Origin of the sequence: Lutibacter citreus (assembly GCF_003260195.1) — a bacterium.
GTDB lineage: Bacteria > Bacteroidota > Bacteroidia > Flavobacteriales > Flavobacteriaceae > Lutibacter > Lutibacter citreus.
In genome coordinates, this window is record NZ_QEIH01000001.1 from 38,704 (window position 1) to 55,456 (window position 16,753).

Below are 16,753 nucleotides of genomic sequence, written 5' to 3' on the forward strand. Positions count from 1 at the left end.
TTAGTCGATTTTAATTTTTGGTAGGCTTCGAAATTAATTTTGAAACTTCAAAAGTTTCATTAAATTGAGGCATTCTACCATCGTTCCATAATTCCTCATCTTTAGCTGAATAATACCATAAAGGTTCAATAAAATTTTCAGTCTTTTTTTTCATTTCCGAAACCATCTTATTTAACTTTTCAGGGTATTTTCCACTTAAGTTCTTCTTTTCTCCAATATCGTTAGTAATATTAACAAGCCTCCAAGGTTCATTACCCATTCGTGTAATTTTCCAATCGCCTTGTCTTGCTCCTACATCTGCATATCCATGACGATATCGCATACAAAAAATCAGATCATCTTTATGAGGAGGATTATCTTTATCTAAATATGGAATAATATTTTTACCTGACAGTTTTTTGCCTTCAGGTATTTTCGCTTTTGCTATGTTCGCAAAGGTAGGGTATAGGTCCAGTGTAGAAACAGGGTGATCAAATTGTTGTCCTGATTTTATTTTGTTTGGCCAATGAAAAAACATTGGTGTTCTATAGCCACCTTCCCAGGCATCCCCTTTAGTTCCTTTTAAAGGATAATTACTTGCGCCGTGGTCAAAATTACCTCCATTGTCACTAAAAAATACAATTAAGGTGTTTTCGAGTTGTTTTGTTTCTTTTAGTGCATTGACAATTTTACCAACACCTCTATCTACCGCATACACCATAGCAGCATATGTTTTTCTATCTTTATCCTTTATACTACTGAATATTTTTTTATCTTCTTCCTTAGCTTCCAAAGGAACATGCGGAGCATTGTATGCTAAATACATAAAGAAAGGTTGCTTTTTTGCAGCTGCAATTTTAATATCATTTACAGCCTCTCTTGATAACGCATCTGTAATATATTCAGTTTCTTTAACTTCCTTATTATTATGTTCTAGAGGAAGAATATAGTCTCTAATCTCTTTTTTACCAGCCTGTAATTGTTGAAGGTAGGTTTTTCTGTATTGGTTAGGGAAATAGTTATGCCCACCGCCAAGAAATCCATAAAAATTGTCAAATCCTCTTTGATTAGGATGAAATTTAGGTGCTGCTCCTAGGTGCCATTTTCCAAGGGCGCTAGTATAATACCCTGCGTTTTGTAATACATTAGATATATAAGTTTCCTTTAATGGAACGCCCATATTATCTTCATTTTTTTCACTAGAATTACTGTGTAAATTAAAAGGAGTTCCAAATTCATGAGGATAGCGACCAGTTATTAAACCTGCTCTACTAGGACCACAAAAAGAATGCGCGTTATAGGCCGAAGTAAAAATGATCCCATTTTTAGCCAATTTGTCCATGTTTGGTGTAATGATATCTTTTGATCCATTAAAACCAACATCTGCATAACCAAGGTCATCACATAAAATAAGTAAAATGTTTGGTTGCTCAGTTTGTGCCGTACAAGAAAGGGTTAAAAAAAGAATTGTTATGTAAAATATTGATTTGATTTTGTGTAATGTATACATGTTTTTAATCTTTAGTGATGTTTTCTAATTCTTATCTAAATGAAGAAAAGCTATTTGTATTAACATTTATAAAAGTACTAGAAGCAACGAGTTTTAACTAGCTTAATTTTATCTTTAATTATTACAAGGTTATCTATTTTATAAAAATTTAAACATATAATGGATTACTAAAAAGTACAACACCCTTAACAGAATATTTGTTAAGGGCGTTGAAAATCAAATGATTATCTTGGTTTTAGTATTATTCTATATTAATAGTAATTTCTTGTTCTTTAAAACCTTCAGCTTTTGCAATAACAGTAACTTTTCCTGCTTTTTTAGTAGATTGCAAAATCATTAAACACCTTCCTTGATCTGTAGGAACACTATTAGATTGAAAGTCGTTTAAATTCTCTGGAGCACCATTATCTACTCCTAAAATTTTAGCATCACCATCTATTTCAAATTCAATTTTAGCGTTTTCCGTTTTTGTTGGTATACCATTTTCATCAACTAATTGAACTAAAATATGTGCTACATCATAGCCATCTGCTTTTAATGAGGTTTTATCACTTTTTACAATTAAGTTAACAGGTTTTGAAGCTGTTTTAAGTTCAGTAGATATTTCTTTACCTTCATATACTGCTTTAGCAGTTATAGTTCCTGCTTCATAAGGAATTGTCCAACGGAATAATCTATCTGGACTTTCAGTCATTTTACGTTTACCTAAAGGACGTTTATTTAAAAATAATTCAACTTCTGGGGCATTTGAACAAACTTCAACAACAACTTTTTCTCCAGTTTTATAATTCCAATGCATATTAGAATCTCTCCATTTATAGGCATTGCTATTTTCTGGTAATTGTTGTCCAGAAATTCCTTTAGCTTTAAAACCAGATTCGGCAATTGGTAAAGTTCCTATTGAAATATGAGGTTCATCAACCCAAACACTTTTAAAATAGTTCCAACCTTGTAGCTTAAATCCAGCAAGATTTAAAAGATCTCCCCAACCACTTTTAGCTGGCCAATCTCCATCGCGTTCACCCATATATGCAATACCTGTCCACATAAATTGGCTAAAAACACCTGGGTTTTCTTTTACTTGTTTTAAATCGTCCCAAGTACCAGGGTTTTCATTAATTGTAATGTGTTTGTCTGGAAAGTGCTTGTTTGCCCAAGCAATGTCTTTATTTCTATAACTAAACCCAGAAATGTCAACTGCATCTGCATATCCACTAACCATACTAGTTTGAGGAACAACCATATTAGTAGTTACAACTCTTGATGGATCTAATTCTCTGGTCCATTTAGCTAATTTATGTGCCGTTTCTGTTAAAATATGTTCTCCTTTTTCGGCAGCGTCATAATTTGCTTTAATTTGTTCTGGAGTTAAAATTGGACCACTTCCCCAATATTTTCCTGATGCTTGTGGTTTATTTGGATCTTTCCAAAAACCAGTGTCATATCTGTAATGTAAATACGTCCATTCAATTTCGTTTCCAATACTCCATTGAAAAACACTTGGGTGATTTCTATCACGTAACATTGTACGAGTTAAATCGCTTTTTGCCCACTTTTGAAAATGTTCTACATAGCCACGTGTAATATAATCGTCGTGTCTGTCGTGGTAATTTTGTCTTTTATCTTTTGCGTAATCCCATTCGTCAAAAAATTCATTTTGTACTAGGATTCCCATTTCATCACATAGATCTAAAAATTCTTTTGAGTATGGGTTGTGAGCAGTTCTAATTGCATTTACACCAGCCTCTTTTAGTAATTTAAATCTTCTTTCCCAAACACCTTTTGGTACAGCAGCACCAACTAATCCACCATCATGATGAATGCAAATTCCTTTTACTATTGTATTCTTTCCATTTAAAAAGAAACCTTTTTTTGCATCAAAGCGTAAACTTCTAATTCCAAACGGAGTAGTGTATTCATCAATAATTTTTCCATTTTGCATTATTGAAGTAACAGCTTTGTACATATTTGGATTTTCGGTATCCCAAAGTTTAGGGTTAGTAACTTTAAAAGTTTGTGTAAATTCATTAGTATCTTCTCCTGCTAAATTTAAATCATCACTTTTTTGAGCAACCTCATTTCCTTCATTATCTATAATCTTGGTTGATAATGAAAAGTTGTTTTCTGATGATAATTCATTTTCAACTTTAGTTTGAAGTTTAATTGAAGCTTCGTTTTCAGATATCTTTGGAGTTGTTAAATAAGTTCCCCAAATAGGAATGTGAAGTTTATTAAGAGTTATAATTTTTACATTTCTATAAATTCCACTTCCAGTATACCATCTGCTATCTGCATAACGAGAATGATCTACGTGTACAGTTAAAATATTTTCTTTATCAGAATTTAAAATATCTGTTATATTGAATTGAACAGGAGAGTAACCATATGGATTTTCGCCTAATAATTGCCCGTTTAACCAAAAAGTAGCATTATTGTAAACTCCATCAAATAGAATAAAAGTGCTTTTTTCTGAACTTTTTGAAGGCGATTTAAAATGTTTTTGATACACTCCAACTCCTCCTGGTAGATATCCAGTACATCCTTCTAAGTTTTCATCAAAAGAAGCTTCAACACTCCAATCATGCGGTAATCTTATATCTCTCCAATTATTGTCTGCTAATGGCAATGTTGTTGGTAAAATTGTATCTTTTTGAAGTTGAAATTTCCAATTAAAGTTAAAATCAGATTCCCTTTGGAATGCAACTTGTTTTTCTGCTTCTTGTTGACAAGAAATTAAACTAATTGTGATTAAAAAAAAGGACAATAGTTTTTTCATTATGAAATAGTTTTGGTTTAAATTATATCTTGTTTATCAATTTTAAAAATTCAAATTTAAGAGTTATTTGCTTTCTATAGGTTTTTTTATATCGATTAAAACTAGACAAGCTTAATTTTTGTATAATATATGTTCAAAAGCTTGCAATATTTGGATGATCCATATATTCTAAACATAAAAAGCACTCCATAAGAAGTGCTTTTTAATAGGTTGATAATTGTTGATTATTCCATTAATATTGGAATCCAAACACTCATTTCAGCTTGGCCTCTATTTGCCCAAGCAAAATAAGGTACAAATTGAGCTTTATAAGTATCCCATTTAAGATCAGACATTTCTCTATACATTCCGTTCTTTTTATCTTTACGAATTTTAACATCTCCATTTATTGTTGAAATTCCACCTAAAAATTCAGGTTTGTAAGTAGCTGTTAATTTAGATTTTAATGGTAAGTAAATATCTAAAATATCAGTTCCTTTTGGTAAATCAGGAGATTCAACACAATAAACTACAGGTCCTCTTTTTATTGCAGCTTGATTTCTAACTTCTTCAATTAGCGGATGCCCTTCTAATAATTTCACATCCATAGGCATTTCTAAATTCAATACATCACCTTTTCTCCATTTACGGTTAATTGTAATATATGATCCTGCTTTTACTTCAACTTCGGTTGTTTTACCATTAACCATAATTTTTGAACCAACCGCCCAATCAGGAATTCTTAGTAAAATATCAAAAGCATCTTTTTTACATTTTTCTATAGTAATATTTACACTTCCTTCCCAAGGGTATTGAGTTTCTTGTTTCAGTTGAACTTTTGACCCGTCTAAAAGCTTAGTTGTTAATTTATTTCCTCCATATAAATTTACAGCCACACCATTTTTAGACAAACTATAGGCCCATCCAGATACTTTTGCAATTGTACGGACTAAGTTAGGAGGACAACAAAAACAAGGGATATAAGGTTGACGAACGTCAAATTCAGTGTCATTTCCTGGGTCGTAACCGTTATGACTTACACGTAATGGATTTGCATAAAAGTAATCTTTTCCTTCAATGCTAATTCCAGAAAGAGCACTGTTAAATAAAACCAATTCCATAATGTCGGCATATTTTGCTTCCCCATGTAAACCTAACATTCTGTAACTAAACATTGAGTTACAAACGTTGGCACAAGTTTCATTATAAGCACTTAAATTTGGCATCATATATTCATTAATAAAACCTTCGTGAATCATATCAACATGAGAAGATGAACCGTGGTGTGTTTGTCCACAAGCACCAGTTATATACATTTTTTTATCAACTACATTGTTCCAAAGTCTGTCTAAAGCATCAATTAATTCCTGTTCACCTGTTTCAGCAGCTACATCGGCAGCACCTGCGTAAAAATACAATGCTAATACTGCATGACCTTCAGCTGTTTTTGCTTTTCTTAGAGGAGTTCGTTCTTGAACCATATCGCCAATAAATTTGAAACTAGCAGTGGCATCAGGTACTACTTTTGATTTACCTCTCATATTGATGAAAAGTTCAGCTAATTCTAAATATTTTTTATCTTTTGTAGTTCTGTACAATTCAACCAGTCCCATTATTTGAGTTTGATTAAATCCAAATCTTTTTAAATGATCTGGTTGTGGCATAAACGTATCATATAGATTGTTTGCATGTTTTATAGCAATATCTAAAAAGTTAGTTTTACCTGTTAAACGATTATGAATACACGCACTTGTGTATAAATGACCGCTATTGTACATTTCGTGGTATTGTCTGTTTCCATAACGCTCTAATTCTGTTGTTTGAACTTGGGTTTGCAGATAACCATCCGGCGCTTGAGCTTTAGCGATAATTGCAATATACTCATCCATTTCATCTAAGATTTTTTGATCTTTGTTCTGAGCATAAATGTACATTGAAGCTTCCATCCATTTGTAGAAATCGCCATCATGCCATTTCATTCCATTATGTTCGCCTTCTTTTAAACCAGCAGCTATTTTGAAGTTATTTAGTGCATGTCCAACATCTCCAGTTAACAATTCACCCATATATGGAACCATTGTTTTTTCAGCTACTTTAAATTTATCTGCCCAAAAACCATCAGTCCATTGGCAGTCACCCATATTTATACTTTTGAATTTTACATGAGGACTATCAGCATTGTTAATAATTCCATTTGTTTGAGCAAAAGATGCGCAAACAATGAATATGTTTAAAAATAATAGAGAGAAATTTTTCATTAATTATATTTTGAATTGAGTTTAAGTTCTGTTTTATATTGAATTACACCAAAGATAGTATTTATAATAGGGTAATTAATTAGCAAAATTTACCTTTTAATTACCTTATTTTATCTAAAAGTTGAATAAAAAACAATAAACCGAAGCTTTACCTTCGGTTTTTTTGAAATTGTAAATTTAAGTATGTTTATTCCCAAAGAACTGGCATAAAGACAGTCATTTCGGCCTGACCTCTGTTACTCCAAGCAAAATATGGAATAAGCCGTGTTTTATAGGATTTAAATTTAGGTTTTGTAACTGTTGGATACATTTCATCAGTTTTACCTTCTCTAATTAAAAGTTCAGTATTAATTACAGTTACACCTTCTAAAAAATCGTTTATGTGAAGGGCTTCAAGAGGTGAATTTCCTTTAAAATAGACATCTAAAATTGAAGTATTTTTTGGTAAATCTGGAGTTTCTATACAATATACAATGGGACCTCTTTTTACAGCTATTTGATTTCTTACTTCTTCAATTCTATTATGACCTTCAATTAATGTTACTTCCATTGGCATATTTAAGGTAATAATATCTCCTGCTTTCCAAACTCTATTTATAGTTGCGAAATTTCCAGGATTCACTTCAGTTTCAGCAATTTCTCCATTTACTTTTAAAGTACTTCCAACAGCCCATTTTGGGATTCTTACTTTAATTTCAAAAGCTGAATTTTTACATTCATCAATGGTAATCTTCACCAAACCTTTCCAAGGGTAATCAGTATCTTGAGATAATTTTAATTTAGAACCATCTAACATAGTTGTATCTAAATTATTTGCTCCAAATAAAACAACGGCAACTCCATTTTCGGATAAATTATAGGCCCATCCTGAGCTTTTACAAATTGTTCTTACTAAGTTTGGTGGGCAACAAAAACATTCTAAATATGGCTGTCTTACCGGGCTTTCTGTAACATCGTCATGAGCGTCATAATTTCGGGTGTCATTTACCATTCTTAAAGGGTTGGAATAAAAATAATCTTTCCCTTCCAAACTAATACCAGATAAACCACTGTTATACAATACTAGTTCTATAATATCTGCAAATCTAGATTCTGCATAAATACTCATCATTCTGCTACTAAACATGGCGTTACAAAGGTTGGCGCAGGTTTCATTATAAGCTGTCATATTTGGCATCATATACGCATCAATAAAACCTTCTTCAATCATGTCTAGACTAGTTGAAGCACCATAATGTGCTTGGCCAACTGCTCCAGTAACATACATTTTTTTACCTGTTACATTTTCCCATAATTTGTCTAGTGCATCAATTAAGGCTTTTTCTCCAGTTTCTGCATATACATCTGCTGCACCTGCATAATAATATAATGCTAAAACGGCATGACCAACAGCTTCTGTAGATTCACGTAATGGAGTGCGTTCTTGCACCATATCACCAATAGGGTAGCCTATTGTTGTATCGTCATGTTTTATTTCAAAAGTTCCTCTCCTGTTAATGAATTTTTCAGCTAAATTTAAATACTTTTTATCTCGTGTAGTTCTGTACAATTCTACCAATCCCATAATTTGAGTTTGATTAAAACCAAAGCGTTGATAGTGTTTGGTATCTGGCATAAAGTAGGTGTACAATAAATCTGCTTGTTTAATTGCAATATCTAAGAAATTTCGTTGTCCTGTGATACGATAATGAACAGAGCCTGCGATAAATAAATGTCCGAAATTGTACATTTCATGATATTTTCTATTTTCAAATCTGTCTACACCTTTTGTAATTTGAATATGCGTATGAATATAACCATCATCTTCTTGGGCTCTTCCAATTACGGCAATGTATTCATCTAACTCTTTTAATAAAGATTCGTTTTTAGTAAGGCCGTAAACATACATTTTGGCTTCCATAAATTTATAGAAATCACCATCATGCCAATAAAAACCTTTATGTTCACCTTCTTTCTCTCCTGCAGCAATTTTAAAATTGTTTAGCCCGTGACCTATATCTCCACATAATAAATCTCCCATATAAGGAAGCATTTTATCTTCTGCAGTTTTTACTTTTTCAGACCAAAATCCGGAATTCCATTTACAATCCCCAAAATTGATGCTTTTTAATTTCACAAACGGACTTTCGGAATTGTTTGTTATTGCCTTGTTATGTAAGTTTGAACTTTTGTTCATAATTTTTATGTATAGTGTGATCTTACTCTTTACTCTTTACTCTTTACTCTTTACTCTTTACTTTTTTTATAGCAATGTCGTCTATAAACAACTTAGGAGCTTTATCCTTTGGTAAATCTTCTTTTCTAATTTCAATTATAAGTTGATCGTTTTTGGCAGAGGTTGCAATTCTTGAAATGTTTGTTTCAACAGTTACCCATTGGCGGCGATCTAATTTTGATAAATCTTTAAATTCTATCTCCAATTTAGGGTTTTGAAAAGAAACATGAATTTTATCTGCAATTCTACCTTGATCTAACCAAATTTTCATTGAAAAAGTATAGTCGCCAGTTCCAATATTTATAGCGCCTTCAGGTGTTGAAATAGTAGCCTTTTCAACTTCAAATTTTTCGTTTTTTCCATATCCAGCAAATTGAAGACTTTCTACACCACTTGCGTATTGTCCTTCTACAATTGAAAAATATTTTGAAGAAGCTTCATCTATCAACCAAAACTTTTGATAGTTGTTTGGGGTAGAATCTTCAGGAACCATAGTTAAGGGTCTTGGGTTTTCTTCAAATAAAATAGGGCCTTCAAAACCATAAAAAGCACGGTCTTTTGCCAATAAATTATCCGAAGGCTTTTGCCAAACTCTTATATATTCAATTTCAAAATCTACTGGAAGTTCTTCTTTATGAGGAAGCCCTAACCAAAAGAATATTTCAGAATCTAACCAAATTTCCATAGGGTTGTTTAACACCCAATCCAACCCAACATCATTTTGTGAAAATTGATGTATCATTTTTCCATCAATAAATAATTTCAAAAAATCTTCGCCCCATTCAGCTCCATACACGTGAAATTCATCTGCTGTTCTGTATGTTAAATCTTCTGTATGTTGAAAAACATTTGTAGGTCTAACAGCCGGTGGACTCCAATCGTGCGCCGTTGCTAAATAAGAATTTTCTTTAATGTTTCCTTCTTTTTTGGGATTTCCCATTAATTCATAAACATCTAGTTCTTGTTCATAACCAATAGCCCAAAAAGCACCTGTTATTGCAGCGTTTCCAACTTTAGATTTTACTTCCATGTAACCGTTTAAAAATCGTTTTTTAGAAATAACTCCAGCAGTTGTTACTGGCATAGGTTTTCCTTTATACTCACCATATTTAGAAGTTCCCATATTTCCATCGGTATATGTTTCTTTGAAGAAATTATAGTCAGGCTCCCAAGCTGTTCTTAATTTTAGTTTACTATCTTCTACACGAACATTGTGAGGAACAAATTGAGAAGGAGCTCTTCCTTTCCATATATAATATTGATTATTTAAACCTTCAACAAACCATTTTGTTGTATCAATTGAAGTTCCTTCAAATTCATCAGATATTTCTTCATTTAAAACCCAACCATCTTTGTTTTCAAGATCAGAAAAAGGGTAAAACCTTGATGCAGGAATTGTTTTTTTAACAGCAGAATTAGTAGGTTTTTTTTGCTCGCAACTTATATTTATCAATGTAAATAAAGCTAATGAGAGTGCGTAAAATCTAATGTGCTTCATAATTAATGGTTTATTTTTTTTGCAGTTTTAATTGAATTTCTTCAATAGTCATTCCTTTTGTTTCTATTAAATATTTGTAAAGAATAACTAAACCAATTGCTACAGTTATAGCGTAAAAAAGCAACGTGTTGCTTATTCCAATAGTTTCTAGTTGTTTTGGGAAAAATATTTGGACCAATGAACTTACTAAACTTGTAATTAAGGTGAAAAAAGGAATTGCAATACCTCTAATTGAAATTGGAAATATTTCAGAAAATAGAACCCACATAACCGGACCAACTGAAAAATGAAATGCAGCAATAAAACTAAGAATACCAATTAAAATTAAAATGGCATTAATATCAGCTGCTTTTTCTATTAAAACACTTGAGTAATTACGGGCGTCTACTTCACCTAAAGTTTCAGTAAGAGCTTCTTTAAATTCTATATCGCTTCCATAACTTTTATTTGCTATTGAATTTAATCTTTCAGCATTTGGAATAGTTGTTAATTCTGAAATGGAAGATGAAGAAATTGTATAACTAGCAGATTTAAATCCGTAAAAACAAATTCCAAGACTTAAAATAATCCAAACCATACCCCAAATTATAAGTGGTCTTCTTCCTAATTTATCAACTAATAATAAACCTAAAATGGTAAAAACTACACTGGTTAAACCAATATAAATAGATTGCATAAAAGCAGCGTCAGTACCACCTCCTAATTGTTCAAAAACAGTTGGAGCATAAAATAAAATGGCATTAATACCAGTTGATTGTTGTGCAATCGCAATGGTTATAGCTATTATAAATGTTACACGCATTTTTTTACTAAAAACTTCTTTTAATTGAGATTGTATTGATCTGTTAGCTTCTCCACTGTCAAGACTTTTTTTCATGTCTGCAAGTTGGTGTGGAATCTCATTTTTAGGAATTAATTTTGAAAGTGTTCTTTCGGCTTCTTCGGGTTTACCATTGTATACTAACCAAGATGGGCTACGTGGAATAAAGAATAATAATATTAACCATAAAAATGCTGGTAAAATTTCAGAACCTAACATCCATCTCCAAGTGTTTTCTTTTAAACCTATACTATCTACCCAAGCAGCATCTGAATTTGTATATTGTATTATTAAATAGTTGATAAAATATGCTGCGGATAAACCTAGTACAATATTAATTTGAGTCATTGAAACCAGTTTTCCTCTCCATTTTGGAGGGGCTATTTCACCAATATACATAGAAGCAACAGAGATAGAACTAAATGCTAATCCTCCTAAAAAACGAGCAGCAACCAAGGTAATGTAACTAGGTGCAAGTGCAGATGAAACAGCTGATACTAAATAAAAAGCAGCAATAATTTGTAAAGTTTTTCGTCTTCCTAATGCATTACACGCACTTCCTGCAAAAAATAAGGCCAGTAAAACTCCAATACTTGGCGCTCCAACTACAATACCTAATTGTATTGAATTTAATGAAAACTCTTCAGAAATAAATTTTACTGTTCCTGAAATTAAGGCTGCATCAAGACCGAAAACAAAACCTCCCATAGCTACAATTGTAGCAAAAGTAAATGCATTTTTTTTGTGTGAACTCATCAAATAATAATTTAAATTAGGTTATTTTTTTGTTAAACTTAGCAAATTAATTCCATATAATTGGAACGAAAACTGACATCTCTGAATGTCCTCTATTACTCCAGGAATAGTAAGGGATGAATTGTGTTTCATAAGTATCAAAAATAGGTTTTTTAATTGTTTTATACATATGTTCTTCGTTGCTGTTTTTACGCAATAAAATGTCTGTTTCAATTGTTGAAACACCGCCTAAAAATCCTGATTTAAAGGTTGCTTTTAGTTTTGAGTTTGAATTAAGATAAACATCAACTATTTTAGTATCCTTTGGTAAATCTGGAGTTTCTATACAATAAACTATTGGTCCGCGTTTTACAGCAACCTGATTACGAACTTCTTCAATACGAGTATGTCCTTCAATAAATTTTATTTCCATTGGCATTTCTAAAGAAATAATATCTCCTTTTTTCCATGAGCGGTTTATTGTTGCAAAAGTTCCTTCTTTTATAGTTGTGTCTGATTCTTTTCCATTTACTAATACTTTTGAATTTACAGCCCAGCTAGGTATACGAAGGAGTATGTCAAATGCTTCATTTTTACATTTTTCAATAGTAATTTTAACAGATCCTTTCCAAGGATATTCTGTAACTTGAGATAATTGAATATCAGAACCATCAAGTAGGGTAGTTGTTAATTTATTTCCTCCATAAAGGTTTACTGAAATACCGTTTTTTGATTTGCTATATGCCCATCCTGAAAGTTTTGCAATTGTACGTACTAAGTTTGGAGGGCAACAAAAACAGTTTAAGTATGGTTGACGTACAGGGAATTCGGTATTCATTTTAGAGTAATCTCGTGTGCCATCTATTACTCTTAAAGGGTTGGCGTAATAATAATCTTTACCTTCTAAACTTATTCCAGAAAGTCCGCTATTATAAACTACCAATTCCATAATATCAGCATATTTAGATTTTCCATGTAATCCTAACATTCTATAACTGAACATTGAATTACAAATATTAGCGCAAGTTTCATTATATGCGGTCATATTTGGCATCATATATTCATCAATAAAACCTTCTTCAATTTTGTCTCTTCTAGAAGATGCTCCATAATGTGTTTGTCCTAGAGCGCCTGTAACATACATTTTTTTCTGTGTTACATTTTTCCAAAGTCTATCTAATGCATCAATTAATTCTTTTTCACCAGTTTCTGCAGCGACGTCAGCAGCACCTGCATAATAGTACAATGCAAGAACAGCATGGCCAACAGCTTCGGTTTCTTTTCTTAGAGGAATTCTTTCTTGAACCATATCCCCAATAGGATATCCTTTAGTAGAAGCAGATTCAGCAACTTTATATTTTCCTCTATTATTTATAAATTTTTCAGCTAATTCAAGATATTTTTTATCTTTAGTAGTGCGGTACAATTCAACCAATCCCATAATTTGTGTTTGGTTAAATCCAAAACGTCCCATTTCTTCATCTTCAGGTATAAAATTATTGTACAATAAATCGGCATGTTTTATGGCAAGATTCAAAAAATTGGTTTGTCCCGTTATTCTAAAATGAATACAAGCGCTCGTTAGTAAATGACCTGTATTATACATTTCATGGTATTTACGATTTTCGTAGCGACCAACTTTAGGATTTAATTGAATTTGAGTTTGTAGGTAGCCATCTTCTCTTTGAGCCTTGGCTAAAATTTGAATATATTCATCTAATTCGTCAAGTAATTTTTTGTCTTTTGTTTGGGCATATACATATGTTTTAGCTTCCATAAACTTGTAGAAATCACCATCATGCCAGCGCATTCCATTATGTTCTCCTTCTTTTAACCCAGCTGCAATTTTAAAGTTATTTAAAGCATGGCCAGTATCACCACACAAAACTTCACCCATATATGGAACCATATTTTCTGAAGCTATTTTAAATTTTTCAGCCCAAAAACCATCTGTCCAAGTACAATCTCCAATGTTTATGCTTTTTAATTGAACATAAGGACTATTTGTGTTATTAATAATACCACTATTTTTATCAAAATTAGCAACTATTTTTTTTGAAGTTATGGCCGGTAATTTTTGAGAGGAAGTATCTTCGGTTTTTTTACACGAAATATTTATAAAAAGGATACTAATTATTAATATGTTTATTATTTTCATTAGTTGTAAATTGTTATTATTTAACAAAATAACTCTATTTTTTTTAAAGAATATTGGTGAAATTTACCCTCACTTAACCGTATTTTATCTTTAAGTTATTTTAGTCTTAAAAACAACCAATTAAAAGCTGAATAATTAGATAGTTTGTCTATAACCTTTTGGTGTACAATTCATAATTTGTTTAAATTGTTTATTAAAATTGGTAATAGAGTTGTAGCCAACAATATAACAAACTTCAGAAACGGGTAAACTACCTTGAATTAATAACCGAGTAGCATTTCTAATACGGACTTCATTTAAAAATTGGGTAAATGATTTGTTTGTCATTTTTTTAAAAAATCTACAAAAAGAATTTGTTGTCATACAAGCAATTTCAGCAACATCATTTAGTCCAATATAACTAGCGTAATTATCAGAAATGTATTTTAAAACAACATCTATTCTATCCGAATTTTCTGAAGTGTATTGGCGCATGTCAGATGAAGATAATACTGTTTTGTCATCAGTAGTTGAAAGCCTGTTAAGAATGTCTAATAATTTAATGCTTTGTAATGCTGGGTTTAAATTTGAAAGTTCCATAATTTCATCGTGTAGACTTTTGCTAGTATCATTTCCAAAGCAGATTCCGTATTTTGACTCTTCAAGCATTTTATTAATCTCTGAAAATTCTGGATTGTCAAAGGTACCTTCACCAATAAAATTTTTATTGAATTTAGTTACAATGGTTTTTACACTAACAGAATCGTCTCCAGTGTAGTAATTAGCATCATTTCTCCATAAATGAGGTAAATAAGGCCCAACAAGTACTAAATCTCCTGGTGAAAACTGAGAAACACTGTCTCCTACAAAACGGATTCCAGTACTTTTAGAAATGTATAAAAGTTCATATTGAGAATGGTAGTGCCATGCGGCATCTAAACAAGGTACTTCCTTTTTTAGAATATTTATTCTGGTGTTAGCAGAATGGTCTGTGTTTTTTAATACTAATTTCATAATTCACACATTTAATTGTTATAACTTAAGCTGGTTAACTTTTTTATATATTAGAAATAAACTGTTTTAAGTTTACCTCTCTTGTAATGTTTAATTTTTTTCTTAATCTACTTCTTGTTGTATGAACACTTTCAATAGACATATTTAATAGTTGTGCTATATCTTTACTTGAAAAATTTAATTTAATTAAGGCGCACAATTTTTGATCGTTCATAGTTAAATTAGGGAAGTCGGATTCTAATTTTTTGTAAAAACTTTTATTTATAGAAACAAATCTTGCTTGAAATTCATTCCAGTTTTCATTTTTTCTGTTTGATATAGAGTTGATGATTTTTTTAGAAATGTCATGTATTTCTGAAACATTATTTTTTGAAAGTTTGTCTTTAATTTGTTCTAAGAGAACATCCTTTTCAATTAATTTTAATACAGAGGTTGCCAATTCTTTGTTTTTTAATTCAATAACTTCTTTGTCTTTCTGTTTTTCTAACTCTCTTTCTTTCCTCAATAGTTTTTTTTCTACTCTATGTTTGGTTCTTAAACTTCTAAAAGAAATTATTCCAAATAAAATTAAAAAAATAACAATTCCCCAAAGTAATAGTTTTTCTAAAAACGCTACTTTTTCTTCATGTTCAAATTGTTTTAATTTTTGTTCTTGTAAAAACTTGGCTTGACCTTCTTTTTCTTTCCTAAATTCATCTTGAATTTCTAATAAGGGAGCATTATTAACACTTCTACTATCAAAAAAAATAGCATCTAAGTCTTTGGCTTTTTTTAAAGCACTGTACGCTTGTAAATATTTCTCTTTTGAAAAGTAGAGATTTGAAAGTGCTTGATAAATTAAAGGAACAAAATCTTTATGAGCATTTTTTAGTTTTGAAATTTCTATTGCTTTATTATAACAAAACTTACTTTTAATAAAATTTCCTTTATTCTGGTAACTATCTCCTAAATACTTATAAATTAATACTTGATAGCTATATTGGCTTTCAATAAATTTAGGGATAAGTTTGTTAAATAATTCAATTGCAGCATCATCTTTACCTTTATGACTAAGAAGTACGGCTTCTTCAAATTTTAAAAAATTTTCTTTATTTTTTTCAATTCTAGGGTTAAAATAAAGCTTACAGCTATCTAAGTATTTCTCTCCTAATTCAAAATTATTTAATTCTCTATAAGTAGCTGTAAAGGCCAAATAATTATCAACTAATTTATTTGCATCAATTTTACCATTTTTAACTAATTTCTTTTTTATATCTAAAGATAGGTTTAAAAAATATAAGGCTTTTTCTTTTCTGTGATAATAGCTATAATGCCGCCCAATTTCCCTATAAATTAAGGATTTAGTATTCTTTTCATTGGTTATGTCAGCTAAAATTAGAGCCGCCCATAATTTATCATAAGATTTTTTGTGGTTTCCTTGGTGACTATAAACACGTGCTAATTTATTTAAAATTCTAATTGCCTGTATTGTGTCTCCTTCATTAATAAAATTGTTAAAAGACAATTCTAAAGAGTTAATAGAATCTGAGATAATATTTTCTTGATCTTTTAATATGAAATCTTCTTGTTGGAATATGTTTGTGTTTTGAAATGAAAAAACAACAGACCAATGTAGCAAAACAATTAGAAAAGTAATTGTTAAGGTAATTTTGTGCCAGTGTTTATTTATATTTTTATTCATCTTAAAAATAAAAGCTCGTAAAGTATTGATTTTTATGCCTAAACTAATATATGGCAGAATACTTAATCAAGTGTAGTTTTAAGTGTTAAATATATAAATGTTTAGTTTTTATTTAGTTTTTTTTGTTTTAGTTTTAATAAATATGGTAATA

9 protein-coding genes are annotated in these 16,753 nt (G+C 30.8%); all 9 read right to left on the reverse strand.

Annotated elements, in window-relative coordinates:
* Positions 1 to 10 precede the first annotated feature (10 nt).
* The 9 genes from DAD81_RS00125 to DAD81_RS00165 all read right to left on the reverse strand — a co-directional run bounded on the left by DAD81_RS00125 (position 11) and on the right by DAD81_RS00165 (position 16,602).
* Positions 11 to 1,489 carry a sulfatase-like hydrolase/transferase gene (locus tag DAD81_RS00125; RefSeq protein WP_111706196.1) on the reverse strand — a complete coding sequence of 493 codons (1,479 nt, stop codon included), beginning with the start codon at positions 1,487 to 1,489 and terminating at the stop codon, positions 11 to 13.
* 241 nt (positions 1,490 to 1,730) lie between these two features.
* Positions 1,731 to 4,265 (reverse strand): glycoside hydrolase family 2 TIM barrel-domain containing protein, encoded by a 2,535-nt coding sequence (locus tag DAD81_RS00130; protein WP_111706197.1) that lies wholly within the window; start codon positions 4,263 to 4,265, stop codon positions 1,731 to 1,733.
* Positions 4,266 to 4,489: 224 nt separating this feature from the next.
* A complete protein-coding gene (locus DAD81_RS00135) occupies positions 4,490 to 6,502 on the reverse strand; it encodes a glycoside hydrolase family 127 protein (protein ID WP_111706198.1) in 2,013 nt (670 codons plus the stop codon).
* Positions 6,503 to 6,689: 187 nt separating this feature from the next.
* Complete coding sequence (locus DAD81_RS00140; RefSeq protein ID WP_111706199.1) at positions 6,690 to 8,678, reverse strand: glycoside hydrolase family 127 protein; 1,989 nt, start codon at positions 8,676 to 8,678, stop codon at positions 6,690 to 6,692.
* A 43-nt stretch (positions 8,679 to 8,721) separates the two neighbouring features.
* Complete coding sequence (locus DAD81_RS00145; RefSeq protein WP_111706200.1) at positions 8,722 to 10,215, reverse strand: family 16 glycosylhydrolase; 1,494 nt, start codon at positions 10,213 to 10,215, stop codon at positions 8,722 to 8,724.
* Positions 10,216 to 10,225: 10 nt separating this feature from the next.
* Positions 10,226 to 11,791, reverse strand: a complete 1,566-nt coding sequence (locus DAD81_RS00150) for a sugar porter family MFS transporter (protein ID WP_111706201.1) — start codon at positions 11,789 to 11,791, stop codon at positions 10,226 to 10,228.
* 46 nt (positions 11,792 to 11,837) lie between these two features.
* The gene (locus DAD81_RS00155) at positions 11,838 to 13,928 is read right to left on the reverse strand and encodes a glycoside hydrolase family 127 protein (protein ID WP_111706202.1); all 2,091 of its coding nucleotides are present in this window, start codon (positions 13,926 to 13,928) and stop codon (positions 11,838 to 11,840) included.
* A gap of 135 nt (positions 13,929 to 14,063) precedes the next feature.
* Positions 14,064 to 14,921: an AraC family transcriptional regulator gene (locus DAD81_RS00160; RefSeq protein WP_111706203.1), complete on the reverse strand. Its 858-nt coding sequence runs from the start codon at positions 14,919 to 14,921 to the stop codon at positions 14,064 to 14,066.
* 43 nt (positions 14,922 to 14,964) lie between these two features.
* Positions 14,965 to 16,602 carry a tetratricopeptide repeat protein gene (locus DAD81_RS00165; protein WP_111706204.1) on the reverse strand — a complete coding sequence of 546 codons (1,638 nt, stop codon included), beginning with the start codon at positions 16,600 to 16,602 and terminating at the stop codon, positions 14,965 to 14,967.
* Between the last annotated feature and the right edge of the window lie 151 nt (positions 16,603 to 16,753).

Coding starts and splice junctions, on each gene's coding strand:
- DAD81_RS00125 (WP_111706196.1), bottom strand. CDS start 1,489: ATGTATACATTACACAAAATCAAATCAATATTTTACATAACAATTCTT.
- DAD81_RS00150 (WP_111706201.1), bottom strand. CDS start 11,791: ATGAGTTCACACAAAAAAAATGCATTTACTTTTGCTACAATTGTAGCT.
- DAD81_RS00130 (WP_111706197.1), bottom strand. CDS start 4,265: ATGAAAAAACTATTGTCCTTTTTTTTAATCACAATTAGTTTAATTTCT.
- DAD81_RS00135 (WP_111706198.1), bottom strand. CDS start 6,502: ATGAAAAATTTCTCTCTATTATTTTTAAACATATTCATTGTTTGCGCA.
- DAD81_RS00160 (WP_111706203.1), bottom strand. CDS start 14,921: ATGAAATTAGTATTAAAAAACACAGACCATTCTGCTAACACCAGAATA.
- DAD81_RS00155 (WP_111706202.1), bottom strand. CDS start 13,928: ATGAAAATAATAAACATATTAATAATTAGTATCCTTTTTATAAATATT.
- DAD81_RS00165 (WP_111706204.1), bottom strand. CDS start 16,602: ATGAATAAAAATATAAATAAACACTGGCACAAAATTACCTTAACAATT.
- DAD81_RS00140 (WP_111706199.1), bottom strand. CDS start 8,678: ATGAACAAAAGTTCAAACTTACATAACAAGGCAATAACAAACAATTCC.
- DAD81_RS00145 (WP_111706200.1), bottom strand. CDS start 10,215: ATGAAGCACATTAGATTTTACGCACTCTCATTAGCTTTATTTACATTG.